This window comes from Shewanella basaltis, from assembly GCF_023283885.1.
GTDB lineage: Bacteria > Pseudomonadota > Gammaproteobacteria > Enterobacterales > Shewanellaceae > Shewanella > Shewanella basaltis.
In genome coordinates, this window is the sequence record NZ_JAKILA010000018.1 from 20,299 (window position 1) to 37,682 (window position 17,384).

Below are 17,384 nucleotides of genomic sequence, written 5' to 3' on the forward strand. Positions count from 1 at the left end.
CGCTAGCGATATTAGCGCTCTTGTTGTTTGGATTCGCCATAATGGTTTGTTGCGTTGGTATGAAAACTACCAGCGCAGCAAGCTAGTGGCGCAATGAGGAGATTAAGATGTTAATCATACGTCCTATCCGTGCAAGTGATTACGATGCACTTTACAGTATCGCAGTTGAGTCAGGTCACGGTTTCACATCTTTACCAGTAAACGAAGAGTTACTGCGTTCAAAGATAGCTAGGGCAGAAGCATCTTTTACTAAGCAAATTGATAAGCCTTTTGACGAAGGCTACTTAATGGTGCTTGAAGACACCAAAACCAATGAAGTTGTTGGTACTTGTGGTGTTGAAGCTGCCGTCGGCATGCAAGATGCGTTTTATCATTACCGTTTAGGTACTGAAGTTTACCATTCTTCACAAATTGCTGTTCGAAATGAAGTTGAAACCCTCACTCTATGCCATGACTACACTGGCGCTGCTGAAGTGTGCACCCTGTTTTTAAAAGAAGCTTATCGAAAAGGTCACAATGGCCGCATGTTGTCTCGTTCACGTTTTTTATTGTTGGCGCAGCACCCTCATCGATTTGGTGAAACGGTTATTGCTGAAATGCGCGGCGTCAGTGATGAGCATGGTGATTCGCCATTTTATGAATGGTTACAACATCACTTTTTAGGTATCGATTTTGTAGAGGCAGATTATTTATCTGGATTAGGCAAAAAAGCCTTCATGGCCGAAATGATGCCGCGCAATCCCGTGTATGTCTGCATGCTGCCTAAAAAAGCGCAAAAAGTGATTGGTGAAGTACATAAAAATACCAAACCAGCACTGCGTTTATTGCAGGCTGAAGGATTTAAGTTTCGCAATTACGTCGATATTTTTGATGGTGGTCCAACGGTTGAGTGTGCTTTAAGCGACATTCGCTCGGTTAAAAAAAGCCGTTTACTAACGGTTTCGATTGGCCGTATGCCGCATGCCGATCATCATTTTATTATTTCCAACACTTCGCTTGCTGATTATCGTGCATCGGCAGCCAAATTGTTGGTCTCTGACGAACACGATAATGTCGTGCTGAGCCCTGAAATTGCCGCCGGTTTGCTGGTTGGTGAAGGCGAGCAAATTCGTGTTCTCGCAATGTAGGAGAAAGAAATGACACAATATATTCAAGGTCAGTGGTTAGCTGGCGAAGGTCATGACGTTAACTCAATTAACCCAGCAAATGGTGAGGTTATCTGGCAGGGTAAAACGGCCACACCTAGCCAAGTTAATGCCGCGGTGGATGCTGCACGCGCAGCGCAGTTTGATTGGTTTATGTTGGGCTATGAAGCCCGTTTGGCTATTGTCGAAGCGTATCGTGCACAACTAGAAGCAAATAAAGACGAGATCGCAGAAACCATCGCCCAAGAAACCGGTAAGCCACAGTGGGAAACGGCCACTGAAGTGGGCGCAATGATTGGTAAAATTGCGCTGTCTGCCAAAGCGCATGACAAGCGCACAGGGACAGAAACCAATGACCTGCCTGCAGGGCGTGCGGTACTTCGTCATAAGCCACATGGTGTGGTGGCGGTATTTGGTCCGTATAACTTTCCGGGGCATTTGCCTAATGGTCACATTGTGCCGGCATTATTGGCTGGTAATACCGTGGTGTTCAAACCGTCAGAGCTGACACCCAAAGTGGCTGAGTTAATGCTGACATGTTGGGACAAAGCCGGTTTGCCTAAAGGTGTTGTCAATTTAGTACAAGGTGAAGTTGAAACCGGTAAAGCACTGGCGTCGCACCCGCAAATTGATGGGTTGTTCTTTACCGGAAGCTCACGCACTGGGCACCTTTTACATCAGCAATATGCTGGTCACCCTGGCAAAATTTTAGCGTTAGAAATGGGCGGCAATAACCCGCTTATCGTTAAAGGTGTTACCGACACCAAGGCAGCCGTACATGACATTATTCAATCTGCGTATATTTCGTCTGGCCAGCGTTGCACCTGTGCCCGTCGTTTGTACATAGAGGAAGGTGCACAAGGTGATGCTTTAGTTGCTGAGCTTGTAAAAGCCATTAAGCAAATTAAAGTGGGCCCTTGGAATGCACAGCCACAACCATTTATGGGCTCGATGATTTCTGAAACGGCCGCTCGTGGTATGGTTGCAGCACAAGCAACATTACAATCGTTAGGTGGTGTATCGTTAATCGAACTAACACAAGTTGAAGCTGGCAAAGGGATTGTGACTCCTGGTTTAATTGACGTGACTCACGTTGCTGAATTACCAGATGAAGAATATTTTGGTCCTTTATTGCAATTAGTGCGCTACAGCGACTTTGACCAAGCTATTCATTTAGCCAATGCAACACGCTACGGATTATCCGCAGGATTGCTTGCTGACAGTCGTGAAGATTACGACTACTTTTTAGCCCGTATTCGTGCCGGTATTGTAAACTGGAACAAGCAAATTACAGGTGCTTCAGGTGCCGCCCCATTTGGTGGCGTAGGCGCATCAGGCAACCACCGTGCCAGTGCATTTTATGCCGCTGACTATTGTGCTTACCCTGTTGCTTCGATGGAAGCTGATTCTGTCAGTTTACCCGCAACCTTAAGCCCTGGTTTATCAATTTAGTTGATAAGCCCTTCGCATGTCCGTGCTGGTAATACATAAGCCATATTGCCAGCCACATTGATAAGGATTTAACCATGCATACAGATGTAAATACCTTGTTTGCCCAGTTATGGCAAGATTATATAAAGATGACTCCTTCAGCGGCGAAAATTCATCAACTGCTTGGCCAGGGCTCGGCAATCATTAATGATCATATTGCGCTGCGTACGTTCAATATAGCTAAAGTTAATCTTAACGTATTAGCTAAACACTTTACCTCGATTGGCTATGTTGACTGCGGCGATTACAAGTTTGAACAGAAAAAACTGGTAGCTAAACACTTTGAGCACCCAGATCCAACGCAACCTAAAGTGTTCATTTCTGAGTTGTTGGTTGAGGAGTTCAGTCCAGAATTGCAAAAAACCATTCACGGTTTAATTGAGCAAGTTGATGTCGCCGCGACAACGGCGGATAACTTTATTTATTCTGGCCGTCACTGGGACTTAGACAAGGCGACCTACAAAGCGCTATTGGCTGAAAGTGAATATGCTGCATGGGTTGCAGCTTTAGGTTACCGTGCTAATCACTTTACGGTGTCGATTAACGACTTACCGCAGTTTGAGCGCATTGAAGATGTTAATCAGGCACTTAAAGATGCCGGTTTTGTTCTTAATGCCTCTGGCGGTGAAATTAAAGGTACCCCTGAAGTGTTGTTAGAGCAATCATCTACTATGGCCGATAAAGTGGTGGTTAACTTTACCGATGGCGATGCAGAAATACCCAGTTGTTTTTACGAGTTTGCTCGTCGTTACCCTATGGATAACGGCAAACTGTATACGGGTTTTGTTGCCGCCTCAGCAGATAAAATATTCGAAAGTACCAACGTGATGATGTAGCGTTGTCTGTGATAAAAGACCTAATTGAACTTAGGTCTTTTTTATGCGCATTGATTTTATTGTGGTATCAGTACCGTCACGTTTAAGCCTTGCAAGGATTGGCTGCGCCTAAATTGCAAAGTAAAACCATATTGGTCACAAATTTCTTTGACAATAGACAACCCTAAACCATGCCCCATGGTGGCTTCATCTAAGCGAGTGCCTCTTGCGGTTAAGAGTGCCAATTTATCTTGCTCTACACCGCTACCATCATCTTTAATTTGTACCAATATGTCACCATTTTGCATTTGCTCTATGCACACGTTGACTTGGCTATTGGCCCATTTAAACGCATTGTCGAGTAGGTTGCCAAATAATTCCATGCCATCCTCTCGATGAATGGGGATCCTGCTTATCTGGTTTGGATTAACCACCATGCAATGTATGGTTTGATTACGATGCACTTTATGTAAGGTATTAATTAAACTGTCAAAATCTTTTGGAACCGCCAATTGAGCAGCAGGTAACATATTGCCTGTGATCCTGGCCGCAGCCAGTTTTCGCTCTATCATTTTGTGTACTAAATCTAATTGTTGCTGCATTGCCTGCGCTTCATTAGGGTGAGATAAACCCAGCGCTTCAACTTGTTGCTGCATCACGGCAAGCGGTGTCTTTAAGCCGTGACTCAAATTACCTAAATTATTGCGACTGCGTTCTATTTGCTTAGCGGTGTAATCTAATAATTGGTTATAGGTTTCCGCAAGGGGTCTAATTTCTGCCGGAATTTGAGATATTTCTAGCGATGCAATATCGCCTTCGCGAAGTTTTGCGAGCGCATCTTGAATTTGATTTACCGGCTTAAATGATTGTCGAAGAATGATGAAAATCCCCGCGATCATGGCCAATAACATGCCGATATTAATTGCTAGTTTGGTGCCAAAAACCTCACTAAACACTCTACGGCCAATACTTAAATCTTGCGCTACTGTGAGGGTTGCAGTGTTATTGCTATTAGGGGCACCAATGCCAATAGACAGTAATTGCATATCATTATTTTTTGGGCCTTTAGCCTGCCATACTCTCTTTTGTTGGGACGCTAAATTAACAATGTCTAATTCGGCATCCCACAGCGAGCGTGAGCGGATAGTTTGGTTGGGTAAATTAAGTTGAAAGTATCGCCCCGAGTAAGCAGGGCGATAAAAACTAGATAATTGATTTTGGTCGATAACCAGTTCACCATCATCTAGGCGAGTGGCAATGATAATGTGTTCTAAATCTTCTTCTAAACGATTAATGATTGAGTCGTGAAAAGCATCTCGCAACATCGACTCAAACAGAAATAAACCGATTAACGTTGCAATAATAATAAGCGCGCTTAACCATAAACTGAGCTTAAATCGTATCGACATCATTGGGCTAAACCGTGGAAGATATAACCTTGTCCACGGCGGGTCTCTATTGAGGTTTTACCGAGTTTTTTGCGTAAATGGGTCACGTATACTTCTACGACATTACTTTCTTTTTCGTCGTCAAATTGGTACAGCTTATCTGTTAATTGCGACTTTGACAGGAGCTTTTTAGGTGACATTAAAAAGATTTTTAGCAGCCTAAACTCCATCGATGTTAACTCAAACTCTTGTTCACCTACAGTGACTTTTTGTTCGTTCTCATCTAAATGAACGCCGCCATAGGACAGTTGTTTAGAAGATGAATTTGCGCGTCCATGAGCTCGATGAATGAGCGCCTGAATACGGGCTAATAACTCTTGTGCATGAAAAGGTTTACCTAAATAGTCGTCGGCACCCGCATTGAAACCTTCTACTTTTTCGTGCCATTGGCTGCGGGCTGTGAGCATAATCACTGGAGTATTGACTCCTCGCTCACGCCACTGAGTGACAAGTGATAACCCATTTCCATCGGGCAGGCCAATGTCTAAAATCACACAATCGTATTCGGTTTCTTTCATTAGATAATCGGCTTCTACCGCTTTATCGGTAATGTCGGTAATGTAACCAGCCTGCTTAAGTTGTTTTTCAAGCTCAGCAACCAGTAATGGGTTGTCTTCAACGAGTAACAGTTTCATGTTTAGTACATTCGCTCGGTAATTGTGACAATGGATATTTCATGCCATTGACTGCATCTAATTGCAGGTTAATAACATGGCCTTGTGCAAGTTTAAATTGTAAATCGTAGCGCCATTTATCTTCATATTGATAAAGCTGAGCATCAACAAGCTGACCATCACAATACTGTGACACCCACGTTAAATAATCATCTAATGGGCGTATATTACCAGAGGTTACTAATTTTTGAACGTTATCATGATCGAGTGGGAACTCGTTAACAGGAATATCTTGCTGATTAATGGACAGTGCCATTAAGCTAATAGTGGTGATGAACAAGCTATTCATGTTCGCTCCCAAATAAAAAAAGTGGCGTTCAGAGTATGAACACCACTTTAATTATCTTGGCTTAAATCAAGCTGAACAGGGTAACCTGAGGGTTAAATAACCTCGATGCACAAGATTAGCGTGTACCGTAAACCACTATCGTTTTACCGTGTGCTTGAATCAAATTTTGTTCTTCAAGCATTTTTAAAATACGGCCAACAGTTTCACGCGAGCATCCAACAATTTGACCAATTTCTTGACGGGTAATTTTAATTTGCATGCCGTCAGGATGTGTCATTGCATCAGGTTGTTTGGCAAGGTGCAATAATGTTTGTGCAATTCGCCCAGCAACGTCTAAGAAGGCAAGGTCGCCGACTTTTTGGCTAGTGCTTTGTAAGCGATACGCCATTTGTGCAGACAGCTTCATTAGGATTTCAGGATTGACTTGGATAAGCTGTTTGAATTTCTTATATGAAATTTCTGCAATTTCACAAGCTTGTTTAGCACGAACCCAAGCAGTACGCTCAGATTGTTCTTCAAACAAGCCTAGCTCTCCGATAAAGTCGCCTTGATTAAGGTAAGAAAGGATCATTTCTTTTCCTTCTTCATCTTTGATCAATACAGCAACAGAACCTTTAACGATGTAATATAAGGTGTCAGAATCTTCACCCGCATGGATTAATGTGCTTTTTGCTGGGTATTTATGAATGTGACAATGTGAAAGAAACCATTCTAATGTTGGGTCAGGTTTTGGCTTACCAATCAGAGCCATACGATATTCCTCGATTGATTAAAAATGAAAGTAAGTAATGTCTAATTAAGCATTCTACGCTATTGAAACCGTAAAAACTTTGATAGAGATCGTATTTAGAAGTGACAGTAGTGTATATTAACTTATTAACATTTAGATAAAATATATTGTGTTTGTGATCAAGGTCTGTTTTTTATTTAACACCTTACCCGATTGTATTTCACTTAACTAGAGCCAGTTAATGTTTACTGTCAAAATAGCCTTAAAAGATCAACAGGCTCTGGCCAGTTGATTGAATTATTCACTTTTGCGGTTGTCTATTGAACATAGCAGGCGAGTTAGCTACTGTTAAAACTATCTTATATTGTTGTAGAGGTGTGCGTGAAAAAACAGAGTCAAATTAGAGTCGCCGCATGCTTATTGGCACTGAGTGCCCTTAGCTTCTCATCAAATGCATTTTATGTTCCGCCAACGGCAGAGTCTCAGGCTGCCAGTAAATTGGTGCATATCCAAATTAAAGCCAAGCAGGGCGATACAGATGCGCAGTTTTTATTAGGTTTGATGTACCTATCGGGGCGATTTGTTGCTCAAAATACCGAGTCAGGTTTGTATTGGGTTTCACAGGCTGCCACACAAGATCATGTTAAAGCACAACAAACCTTGGCCGATTTGGCCTTTGAAGGAAAGTTATTTCCTCGTAATTTAGCCCTGGCCGAAAAATGGTATCTTGTAATGGCTGAACAAGGTGATAAATGGGCTAACTTCCGTTTGGGTTTTATTTATTCTGCTGGTGGTGATGGCGTAATACGCAATTGTGGTAAAGCAATGGGGCAATTTAATGCAGCGGGTGATGCCATATCATTGGGTAATGTTGCCTGGATTTTAGCCACCTGTCCTGAAGCCGAATACCGTGATGGCTCTCGCGCGGTGTCTATTGCGCTTAAGCTATTAGAGCAAAACCAAAATGACCCAACCGTACTCGATAATTTAGCCGCTGGTTACGCAGAAATTGGCGATTTTAACTCGGCTATTGATGCACAAAAGAAAGCCATAGAAGCATTAAAACAAAACCCAGAGATTGCTCGCAGTGATGAGTTTATTATGCGATTAAAGCAGTATCAGAATAAGCAAGCATACCGTGAAGTTATTCCGTTGATGTAAATAATACCCCTCCTTATTAGCATCTGATCTATTTTAGGCTGCTTCACTAGCCCCAGTCATTTGAAGCCGTAATGGGGCTTATGACGCCCCCCCCGAAGGGCGAATTTATTTGCGTGGTCTTCTTTGTTAGCCTTTCTTAACCAAGTGCACTATGACCTAATGCACTATGCCCTCAAAAAGCTACCTCAAATACCGCACTGATCATTTTCGCTAACAGAGCACATTCTAATGCGGGTTGGTGTAACCTATTGATTTTTTATTATCAATACATCTCTTATCCAGAGTTCAGGTTAAATTGGATTTTGCTTGTGAGGGGGGGAGAATCAAAAAATCAGTTTTCGTTGATGTGCTTAATACGCTAACAGATTAAAGGGGGAATTAGCGTGCCAAGCACATCAACTGTCGTTATTTCGTCTGAAATCACGATAACTCAATGGTAGTACCAATGACTTAAACTAAGCTTAATCAGGTTTTATATCATTGATGTTTTGTAATTCTATTCGCTTTTGTAAAAGATCTTTAATTAATGGTGTCAGAATTAATTCCATTGCGAGTGACATTTTTCCTCCCGGTACAACAAGGGTGTTGACTCGGGACATAAATGATCCCTGGATCATATTGAGATAGTATGGAAAATCGACATTATTAATGCCTCTAAATCGGATTACCACAAAGCTCTCATCAAGACTTGGGATGTCTTTTGCACTAAAGGGATTTGAGGTGTCGACTGTGGGTACTCGTTGAAAGTTAATATGTGTTCTTGAGAATTGTGGTGTCATGTGATTAATGTAATCATCCATGCTGCGCACAATCGAGCCCATGACTTTTTCTCGACTATGGCCGCGTTCTGTGGTGTCGCGAATGATTTTTTGAATCCACTCTAAATTGACAATAGGCACCATACCAATTAGCAGGTCAACGTGTTTTGCAACGTCTGCGTCATCGGTGACCACTCCGCCATGCAGCCCTTCATAATAAAGCATGTCTGTGTTTTCTGGCAGATCTCGCCATTGAGTAAAGGTGCCAGGCATTTGGTTAAAAGGCACGGCCTCGTCGAAAGTGTGTAAATAGCTACGGGTTTGGCCATTACCGGTTTCGCCATAGCTAATGAAGCATTCTTCTAGTTTTTTAAAGTTATTTGCTTCGGGGCCAAAATAGCTAATGTTGCGATTTTCAGCTTGCGACTTACGGATTAATACTTCCATTTCTGCGCGAGTGAAATGATGAAAGCTGTCGCCTTCAACAAATGCGGCATTAATACCAAGTTGCCTGAATATATGAGTAAAGGCTGTTGTCGTGGTAGTGGTGCCAGCACCAGATGAACCAGTTACAGCAATAATAGGGTGTTTTGCTGACATGTTGTTTGCCTACGTTTGTGATTCACCAAAGAAAATCGAGTCACTAGTTATACGGTAATCATCACCTTTTGGTCAATTAATCCCAGGTGATAATGTTAATATTTATAACAAATTATTGCTTAATCATGCAGCTTAATCATTAACTCTTGCTGAAATCTGCTCACGGTGACGAATCGCAATGGACTCGTCATCTTCACTGTATTCAACCACTAACTCTCCTTTTTTGAGCGCCAGTTTACAACGCTCGGTTGCCTGGATCAGTTGCTCTTCATTCACATCGCTGAAGCTGCCGTCTTCAAGTTGCGTGAGTAAATATTCTTTGATCATTGCTTGCAGAGTTTCTTGAGGTAAAGACAGTAACGCTTCGTATGGCACAAGCATGGTTAATCATCCTATCACTGTTTATTGTTGGGTTGTGATGTCGTTGTCAGCAAGTAAAAAGTTAATGATGCGTTGTTCTAAATAAAATGTCGGTTTCCAAGGCCAACCGCCATTTACAAACCCCACATGCCCACCAAATGGGTGAAGCTCATATTCTACCATTGGTGAAAGTTGATCTTTGTTTGGGATCACATCATCGGTCATAAAAGGATCATCTTGCGCATGGATAACTAATGTTGGTTTAGTGATGTGCTGTAAGTAGCTCAATCCGCTCGATTGCTGGTAATAATCATTGACCCCAGTAAAACCGTGTAAAGGCGCTGTGACTTTGTCATCAAATAAATAAAAAGTATTGAGCATTTTAAGTTGTTTTTTACTAATGGGCATTTGTGCCGTGAGATCGGCAGTGTTGATTTTGTCGAGCATTTTGCGTTGTAAACGCTTAATTAAAAAGCGCTGATACACGGTTGAAAAACCACTTTCTAGGCGCTTGGCGCATGCCGCTAGCGTTAACGGGGCAGACACCACAACCGCTTTTTCTATTAAACTGTTTTGCTGCGCGCTGCCCTGGTATTTTGTTAATACATTACCTCCTAAACTGTATCCTACGGCATAAAGCGGGGAGTTTGGGTAATAATGCGTTAATTGCGACAAGGTAAAGGCTAAATCGTTGACATCGCCACTATGATAACTGCGAGCTAAACGATTAGGCTCGCCTGAGCACCCTCGGTGATGATGAACCACGGCGGTTATTTTGGCTTTTTTAGCTTCGGTGAGGATTCGGCGCACATAATGCGATTCTGTGCTACCTTCAAGGCCATGAACCACCACTAAAATGGGCTCACCATTTTGTGCTTGGCCTAACCAATCTAAATCAATAAAATCGCCGTCGGGTAATTCTTGTCTTTGCCTAAAGGTTACCGGTTTGGTCACTTTAAAAATAAACGGTAGAATCGTTTGTATGTGTGGGCTTGTTGCCCACCATGGCGGAGAAAACAACTTGTTCATAAAGGACATGTATCTGCATTAGTTTGTGAATATTTAAACGTGTGTTTAAATGTTGCTCATGCCACTTTAGCATATAAAAATTACTGACAACAATAATCCTAAGGGGAAGTAAATGAAGCGACGTACCTTTCTCACAGGTGCTTTTGCGGGTACGGCCGCACTTGCACTTGGCGTTAATCTGTATTCGCCAACATTAACAATAGCGCCAGATGATATCCATCATCGAGTACTGTTTAGTGTATTCATCCCTATTTTTCTCGACGGCAGCCTGCCAGAGGTCCCTAGTCATCGAGAAATGGCCATTAATCGTACATTAGATGCCATTTCGATATCGATTAGTCATTTACCTCAGGCACAGCAAGATGAGTTACTGGAGCTGTTAGAGTTGCTTGAGGGACGCTTTGGCTTGTTGTTGCTCAGTGGCAGTATGGCGCCATTGTTAGGGCGTGAGCCGCAGCAATTAATTAATATGTTAGAGTTTTGGCGATTTAACTTTCTCGATATGCTAAAAACAGCCTATTCTGGGTTACGTGAGCTGATCATGGCCAGTTATTATTCTTGTCCTGAACATTGGGGGAGCTTACGTTATGCCAAGCCAACGTTTTTGGTGAGTAGTGCAAATTAACCCTAGTGTATAAAGGAGTGCTTTCTTGGCTATTATCGATCCGATTATTACAGGGCTCAGTGCTGGCTGGCACCACATTGATGCCAGTACGCTAGAAAAAAATCGTCATTTTGAGGCCGATGTCGTCATTGTTGGTACCGGTGCCGGTGGCGGCACTGCGGCTGAGATTTTGTCTCAGGCGGGGCTTAAGGTCATTATGATTGAAGGCGGGGCATTAAAATCGTCAAGTGATTTTGATATGGAAGAGCGTCATGCATACCCCAATTTGTATCAACAAGCCGCCGCATTAAAAACCGCCGATAAAGGCGTGAGTATTTTTCAGGGGCGCACGGTTGGCGGCTCAACAACGATTAACTGGACCACATCGATAAGAACACCTCAACCTACACTGGAGTTTTGGCAGCAAGCTAAATCGGTAAAAGGATTGTCTGCGGCAGAGCTACAACCTTGGTTTGAAAAAATGGAACAGCGGCTCAATATAGAGCAATGGCAATATGAAGCCAATCGTAATAATGCAGCGTTGCGTGACGGTTGTGAAAAACTGGGCTGGCAACATACTGTTATAAAACGCAATGTTAAAGGTTGCTGGAACACAGGTTATTGTGGGATGGGTTGCCCAGTAAATGCCAAACAGTCTATGTTGGTTACCACTATTCCCAGCGCGCTTGAGCATGGTGCAACGTTAATTTCACGTGCCAAAGTGGTTAAACTTGAGCACAAAGGCGATAAGGTCGTAGGGCTAACCGCACAAGCCATGACAGAAGGGTTTAAGCCCACAGCATTAACAGTAACATTTAGTGCCAAACATTATATTTTAAGCGCTGGCGCAATTCACACGCCAAGCATATTAATGCGTTCAAATACGCCAGATCCTCATAAACTGCTGGGTAAAACCTTTTTGCATCCGTCATTATTATCTGGTGCGATGTTTTCTGAGCAAATTAATGGTCACAGTGGTGCGCCGCAGTCTATTTATTCTGATGAGTTTGTTTGGCAAGACGGTGCCGCAGGCGAGTTAGGTTATAAGCTTGAAGTCGCGCCGGTGCATCCGGTATTGATTGCTTCTAAAACCATTGGTTATGGGGTTACGCATGCGCAATTAATGGCAAACTTTAATCAAATGCAGGTCACTATAGCGCTTATCCGTGATGGTTTTAATGAACAAAGCCCTGGTGGCCAAGTGCGGTTAACCGATGACAGTTTTGTGCTTGATTATCCATTAACTGAAGGTTTTTGGCGTGGAGCAAAGCGGGCTTTTTTATCCATGGCAGAATTACAATTTGCAGCAGGAGCCAAAAAAGTATTGCCTATGCATGATGGACTGAGTTTTTTTGACTCCTGGAATGATGCTAAACAAGGCATTAATCAGCTTGATTTAGGTTTAATTAAAACGATTGTTGCTTCAGCGCATGTGATGGGCGGCTGCGCAATGGGTGAAGATAAAACCCAAGCCATGGTAGACAGCAATGGGGCTTCTCATTATTTTGAAAATTTGTCTGTGATGGATGGCTCGGTATTTCCGACAAGCCTAGGTGCTAATCCGCAACTATCAATTTATGGTATTGTTGCGCGTAATGCCACGGCATTGGCACAAAAATTAACGGGTGCTACGTGATAATGTGGGGGTATTGTAGCGCCTTGCTGTCTAATGAAAATAAGCGTAAGTAGTTGTCTACATTGGTCGTTGAGCAACAATCGTGTTGGATAGATGGTCGGGTTAATGTATTGAGCTTTTGCTGGATATATTGCTGCGATTTACGCTCCATAATTAATTCGACATCCAACATTTTTTGGTATTCATCAGGAGCTAAATGACGTTTTGCGATGCGGCGCAATTGACGATAAGGCACCAACACTTGGTTATTCCATGGCGCAATAGTATCTGACAACATTTGCCATTGCTCTGTAGTTAAAAAATACACATGTTGGTCAAGGTATTGCGCTAATAGTAGTAAGTTTACATTGACCTGATGGCTGTCCTGCAAAGAGATGTACCACTGAGGATTTTTTGAGTAAGTGTGCTCGCATTCTTGCCATAATGCTTGTGAAAACACAAAAGGATTCATTTTCTGGGGCATGGATTTTCCTAGGGCGTTTACGGGTAAACGCCGCAGTAAAAAAGGGGTTATTGAACCGCTTGTTCAATCTCTTCAATTTGTTCTTGCAGCTCTAACCAGTTCATTTCACTTTCGTCCATCTCCTGGGTCAAGCTTGTCCGCTCGTTAAGCACTTGAGTCATTTTAGCTTTATTTTCAGCGTCGTATAAACTGCCATCTGCCAGTTCGGTTTCTAACTCTGCCAATCGCTGAGCTATCTTTTGTTGTTGGGTTTCCAGTTTAGCTTGCTGCTTTTTTAGCGGAGATGTTTTTTGTCTTAGCTCTGCCTCAATGCGTTTTTGTTGCTTTTTATCAATTTGCTCGCCAGGCGTTTGGTTGTCACTTTTATGGCTAGCCTGTGCAGCTTTGGCCGCGTCGAGTAACCATTGGTGATAATCATCTAAATCGCCTTCAAAAGACTTTACCACGCCTTGATCAACCAAATAGTAATCACTACAACTAAGGCGCAACAAATGGCGGTCATGGGATACAATCACCATCGCCCCTTCAAAACTTTGTAATGCCATGGTGAGAGCATGACGCATTTCCAAATCTAAATGGTTGGTGGGTTCATCGAGTAACAATAGGTTAGGGCGTTGCCATACCAATAATGCCAATACCAGGCGGGCTTTTTCGCCACCAGAAAATGGCCTAACAGGGGCAAGTGCCATGTCGCCATTGAAACCAAATCCACCTAAAAAGTTACGTAATTCTTGCTCGCGAGTGTTTGGCGGGGCAAGGCGAACTAAGTGCTGTAGTGGCGAGTCATCTAGGCTTAAAAATTCAATTTGATGTTGAGCAAAGTAACCAATGTTTAGCCCCGGATTGGGTTGGTACTTACCGGTTTGGGCTTGCAGTTGTCCTGAAAGTAATTTGATCAATGTTGATTTACCAGCGCCATTACGCCCAAGTAGACCAATACGCGCACCTGGCACGAGGTTCAGTTGTACTTGTTTTAAAATGGTTTTTTCGCTGTAACCTATTGATACATTTTCCATGACAACAAGCGGATTTGGCAGGGCTTCTGGTTCTCTAAACGCCATTTGAAATGGGTTATCTACCTGTGAGGGTAATAATTCAGCCATGCGCTCAAGTGCTTTTAAGCGGCTTTGGGCCTGTTTGGCTTTACTGGCTTTATAACGGAAACGGTCAACAAATGACTGCATGTGCGCACGTTCTTTTTGTTGCCGTTCAAAAGCCACTTGTTGTTGTGCCATGCGTTCAGCTCGCACGCGTTCAAAAGCGCTATAGTTACCTTTGTAGAAATTTAATTTATGGTTTTCAACGTGGACAATTTCATCAACGATACCATCAATAAAATCTCGATCGTGACTGATAAGAATTAGCGTACCTTGATACGACTTTATCCAGCCTTCAAGCCAGTACATGGTATCTAAGTCTAAGTGGTTAGTTGGCTCATCAAGCAATAATAAATCTGAACGGCATAAGAGTGCTTGAGCTAGGTTAAGCCGCATGCGCCAGCCACCCGAAAAGCTTTTAACGGGGTTGCTTTGTTCATTTTCGCTAAAGCCTAAACCAGCCAGCAGGGCACCTGCTCTAGCCCTTATAGAATAGCCACCAATGGCGTCTATTTTTCCGTGGATCAGTGCGATAGCGTTACCATCGTTTTCATGCTGAGCCTGATTAAGTTGAGCTTCAAGCTGTCGAAATTCAACATCACCATCTAATACGTATTCTAGCGCTGAGACATCAAGCGCTGGTGTTTCTTGGGCTACAGTGGCAATTTGCCAACCCGCTGGCAAACTAAAATCACCTTTATCAAGATGTAAGTGACCTAATATTAGCGCGATTAAGGATGACTTACCGGTACCGTTAGCACCAACTAACCCAACTTTATGGCCTGGGTAAATAGTCAGAGAAGTGTCATCGAGAAGCGTTTTACTGCCGCGAATTAATTGTGCTTGGCTAATGTTGATCATTAATTACAACTTGAATACTGAATAGAGAATAATGGCCTAGATAATATCTCATCTGCAATTTATTTCCCACAATCGCGGGACGTAACAAGACTAATAGGGCAAAATAGTCGTATACACTTTTATCAAAAATAGACGTAGAGTAAATCATGACCAAAATAAAAAAACGCTTTGTTGCAGGGGCTAAATGTCCTAAGTGTGGTGCACAAGACAGTATTTTGTTGTTTAAAGAAAACGGTATAGAAACCGTAGAGTGTACCGACTGTGATTACCGCGCTCTGCAAACGGACATTGAAGTGCCGAAAAAAGCCAGCGGCAATATGATAGGTGTGTTTAAACCAGATTAAGCCGTTAAGTTATCTGGTTAGTTACTCATGTATTCATCGGGTGGTGTTTCAGCAGATATTTTCATTTTATGCTGATTCAACACCCTAATAACATTAATATTGTTTTTAGTTAATTCATTAAAACGATTTGTAATTTCTTGTAACTCTATACCATAGCTTGGGTCGTCTTTTGGCTTAGTCTGCCAATAGCGTTTTCTGTCAAGCTTCTGAATTTCGCTAGCGCGAAGGATTTCAAAGTAGCTGTTTTCTTGCTTTAGTCGATAGATTTCAGCATCCAATAACTGCAGTAGCTTTTCTTTGGATATCGTTTGTTTGTTTAGCAGGGCTTTAAGCGGATCTTCTTTTAATTCACGCTTGTCTGAGTCTACTTCAGTGGTAATACCGAGCTGATATTCAATTTTGTGTTGACGAAATTCTTGCGGGCAAACCGTTTGACTAAACACGACTTTGTCGTCTTTCATGCATTTGTAAATAGTATTAGCATGAGCACCAAAAGAGCTCAATACGAACAACATGAATAACAGTCTTTTTGCCATGCGGCCACACATCCTTTTGCAGTACTATTCTGATTTTATAACTAAACTCAGTCTATTTTATGACTCTGTCATTTGTGCAACTGACCACCATGTCTAGTGCATAACAAATGATCCAGGCCGTGATTTAACCAGACACTCTTGGGTGTCTGTTTGTTCGACAAGCTAATTGTTCTGATGGTAAAAATCCATCAATTAATAGAGCAGATTAACATAGTTTTACCGTATACAAGTAAGACATTAGCCATCAACGCTACCGGATATTCACTACATTTGAATGCTGTTTACTCGATTGTACAACCATTAGCTGCTCAATGTGGTCTTAATACTGCTTAAATATGGAGCAAGTTTATCGATAAAACCAGTTTTTTGACAATTGATTTTTTATTATAAGAACAATCTTTGTTTTTTATTTTAGAAGCTTAGCTTGTTTTACACAGTCAGGTACTGATTATTCGTTTATGTGACGAGAAAATGACACATTATCAATTAAGCGGGCTTTACCTAGGTAAGCGGCTGCAATAACAACAAGTTGGTTATCATTGGCGGTGGCTTGGGCTAGTGTGTTGGCATTTCTGACATCAAAGTAATCGGGTGTAAACCCTGCATTTTTGAGCTGTTCCAGTGCAAGTTCAATGGCTTGCTGCTGGTCTTCATTACGCTTAATTGCGTGGATGACACTGTCTATAGCCCGTTTTAATGCGGCAGCATTGTGTTTTTCATCTGCACTTAGATAGCCATTACGTGAACTCATCGCTAAGCCTGATGCTTCGCGAATAGTATCAATGCCAATGATTTCGATAGGCATTGATAAGTCTTCTACCATGGTTTTGATGATCAATAACTGCTGAAAATCTTTACGACCAAAAAGTGCCATATCTGGTTGAACAATGTTAAAAAGCTTAGCGACAATCGTTGCAACACCACGAAAATGCCCCGGACGGCTTGCACCACACAGCTCATCTCCAATGTTTGGCACTTCAATATAGGTTTGCTGGGCTAAACCCTTGGGATAAATAATCTCTGGCGTTGGGGTAAATAACAACGCTGCACCAGCATTGATTAGCTTTTCGCTGTCTTGAGCCAATGTGCGTGGGTAGCCGTCTAAATCTTCTTTTGGCCCAAATTGCATGGGGTTAACAAAAATAGACACCACAACGTGATCGGCGCGTTTTTTCGCTTCATTTACCAACGTGATATGACCTTGGTGTAAATTGCCCATTGTCGGTACAAAAGCAACGGTTTCGCCTTTGGCACGCCAAGCTTTTACATGTTCACGAATTGTAGAAATTGCCGCTGTGGTCATCATGGTGTTGTCGAACCTTTATCAAAAATGGTGTGGTGGC

Annotated in this window: 18 protein-coding genes; 7 read left to right on the forward strand and 11 right to left on the reverse strand. The window is 42.4% G+C overall.

Annotated elements, in window-relative coordinates:
• Window positions 1-107: 107 nt before the first annotated feature.
• The 3 genes from astA to L2703_RS13120 all read left to right on the forward strand — a co-directional run bounded on the left by astA (window position 108) and on the right by L2703_RS13120 (window position 3,472).
• Window positions 108-1,127 (forward strand): arginine N-succinyltransferase, encoded by a 1,020-nt coding sequence (gene astA / locus L2703_RS13110; protein WP_248971539.1) that lies wholly within the window; start codon window positions 108-110, stop codon window positions 1,125-1,127.
• 9 nt (window positions 1,128-1,136) lie between these two features.
• Complete coding sequence (astD, locus tag L2703_RS13115) at window positions 1,137-2,597, forward strand: succinylglutamate-semialdehyde dehydrogenase (protein WP_248971540.1); 1,461 nt, start codon at window positions 1,137-1,139, stop codon at window positions 2,595-2,597.
• A gap of 74 nt (window positions 2,598-2,671) precedes the next feature.
• Window positions 2,672-3,472 carry a DUF1338 domain-containing protein gene (locus L2703_RS13120; RefSeq protein ID WP_248971541.1) on the forward strand — a complete coding sequence of 267 codons (801 nt, stop codon included), beginning with the start codon at window positions 2,672-2,674 and terminating at the stop codon, window positions 3,470-3,472.
• A 56-nt stretch (window positions 3,473-3,528) separates the two neighbouring features.
• On the opposite strand, the gene L2703_RS13125 is transcribed toward L2703_RS13120, so the two are convergent.
• From L2703_RS13125 to crp, 4 genes are all read right to left on the reverse strand, one after another.
• Window positions 3,529-4,863, reverse strand: coding sequence for a sensor histidine kinase (locus L2703_RS13125; RefSeq protein ID WP_248971542.1), 1,335 nt, complete (start codon window positions 4,861-4,863; stop codon window positions 3,529-3,531).
• Window positions 4,860-5,534 (reverse strand): response regulator transcription factor, encoded by a 675-nt coding sequence (locus tag L2703_RS13130; protein ID WP_248971543.1) that lies wholly within the window; start codon window positions 5,532-5,534, stop codon window positions 4,860-4,862. Before L2703_RS13130 ends, L2703_RS13125 begins: the two co-directional genes overlap by 4 nt.
• Window positions 5,515-5,862 (reverse strand): PepSY domain-containing protein, encoded by a 348-nt coding sequence (locus L2703_RS13135; protein WP_248971544.1) that lies wholly within the window; start codon window positions 5,860-5,862, stop codon window positions 5,515-5,517. Before L2703_RS13135 ends, L2703_RS13130 begins: the two co-directional genes overlap by 20 nt.
• 115 nt (window positions 5,863-5,977) lie before the next feature.
• Entirely contained in the window at window positions 5,978-6,613 is a 636-nt protein-coding gene (gene crp / locus L2703_RS13140) for a cAMP-activated global transcriptional regulator CRP (RefSeq protein ID WP_011638731.1), read from the reverse strand.
• A gap of 360 nt (window positions 6,614-6,973) precedes the next feature.
• Between crp and L2703_RS13145 the strand changes: the two genes are divergently transcribed.
• Window positions 6,974-7,753 carry a tetratricopeptide repeat protein gene (locus L2703_RS13145; RefSeq protein ID WP_248971545.1) on the forward strand — a complete coding sequence of 260 codons (780 nt, stop codon included), beginning with the start codon at window positions 6,974-6,976 and terminating at the stop codon, window positions 7,751-7,753.
• A 461-nt stretch (window positions 7,754-8,214) separates the two neighbouring features.
• Here the strand turns inward: L2703_RS13145 and L2703_RS13150 are convergent, their stop codons facing one another.
• The 3 genes from L2703_RS13150 to L2703_RS13160 all read right to left on the reverse strand — a co-directional run bounded on the left by L2703_RS13150 (window position 8,215) and on the right by L2703_RS13160 (window position 10,500).
• Window positions 8,215-9,111 carry a phosphoribulokinase gene (locus L2703_RS13150; protein WP_248971546.1) on the reverse strand — a complete coding sequence of 299 codons (897 nt, stop codon included), beginning with the start codon at window positions 9,109-9,111 and terminating at the stop codon, window positions 8,215-8,217.
• A 132-nt stretch (window positions 9,112-9,243) separates the two neighbouring features.
• The gene (locus L2703_RS13155) at window positions 9,244-9,492 is read right to left on the reverse strand and encodes a YheU family protein (RefSeq protein ID WP_248971547.1); all 249 of its coding nucleotides are present in this window, start codon (window positions 9,490-9,492) and stop codon (window positions 9,244-9,246) included.
• A gap of 21 nt (window positions 9,493-9,513) precedes the next feature.
• Window positions 9,514-10,500, reverse strand: a complete 987-nt coding sequence (locus L2703_RS13160) for a hydrolase (RefSeq protein WP_248971604.1) — start codon at window positions 10,498-10,500, stop codon at window positions 9,514-9,516.
• A 112-nt stretch (window positions 10,501-10,612) separates the two neighbouring features.
• Here L2703_RS13160 and L2703_RS13165 point away from each other — a divergent pair, with 112 nt between their 5' ends.
• Window positions 10,613-11,125 carry a TAT leader-containing periplasmic protein gene (locus tag L2703_RS13165; RefSeq protein ID WP_248971548.1) on the forward strand — a complete coding sequence of 171 codons (513 nt, stop codon included), beginning with the start codon at window positions 10,613-10,615 and terminating at the stop codon, window positions 11,123-11,125.
• A gap of 25 nt (window positions 11,126-11,150) precedes the next feature.
• The gene (locus tag L2703_RS13170) at window positions 11,151-12,740 is read left to right on the forward strand and encodes a GMC family oxidoreductase (RefSeq protein ID WP_248971549.1); all 1,590 of its coding nucleotides are present in this window, start codon (window positions 11,151-11,153) and stop codon (window positions 12,738-12,740) included.
• On the opposite strand, the gene L2703_RS13175 is transcribed toward L2703_RS13170, so the two are convergent.
• Both L2703_RS13175 and L2703_RS13180 read right to left on the reverse strand, forming a co-directional pair.
• Window positions 12,733-13,203, reverse strand: a complete 471-nt coding sequence (locus L2703_RS13175; protein ID WP_248971550.1) for a TIGR02444 family protein — start codon at window positions 13,201-13,203, stop codon at window positions 12,733-12,735. The two genes, L2703_RS13170 and L2703_RS13175, sit on opposite strands and share 8 nt — an antisense overlap.
• 47 nt (window positions 13,204-13,250) lie before the next feature.
• The gene (locus L2703_RS13180; protein ID WP_248971551.1) at window positions 13,251-15,161 is read right to left on the reverse strand and encodes an ABC transporter ATP-binding protein; all 1,911 of its coding nucleotides are present in this window, start codon (window positions 15,159-15,161) and stop codon (window positions 13,251-13,253) included.
• Between the two features lie 146 nt (window positions 15,162-15,307).
• Here L2703_RS13180 and L2703_RS13185 point away from each other — a divergent pair, with 146 nt between their 5' ends.
• Window positions 15,308-15,505 carry a YheV family putative zinc ribbon protein gene (locus L2703_RS13185; protein ID WP_248971552.1) on the forward strand — a complete coding sequence of 66 codons (198 nt, stop codon included), beginning with the start codon at window positions 15,308-15,310 and terminating at the stop codon, window positions 15,503-15,505.
• 17 nt (window positions 15,506-15,522) lie between these two features.
• On the opposite strand, the gene L2703_RS13190 is transcribed toward L2703_RS13185, so the two are convergent.
• Together L2703_RS13190 and panC are read right to left on the reverse strand one after the other, a co-directional pair.
• The gene (locus tag L2703_RS13190; RefSeq protein ID WP_248971553.1) at window positions 15,523-16,041 is read right to left on the reverse strand and encodes a DUF4124 domain-containing protein; all 519 of its coding nucleotides are present in this window, start codon (window positions 16,039-16,041) and stop codon (window positions 15,523-15,525) included.
• Between the two features lie 448 nt (window positions 16,042-16,489).
• Window positions 16,490-17,347 (reverse strand): pantoate--beta-alanine ligase, encoded by an 858-nt coding sequence (panC, locus tag L2703_RS13195; RefSeq protein WP_248971554.1) that lies wholly within the window; start codon window positions 17,345-17,347, stop codon window positions 16,490-16,492.
• Between the last annotated feature and the right edge of the window lie 37 nt (window positions 17,348-17,384).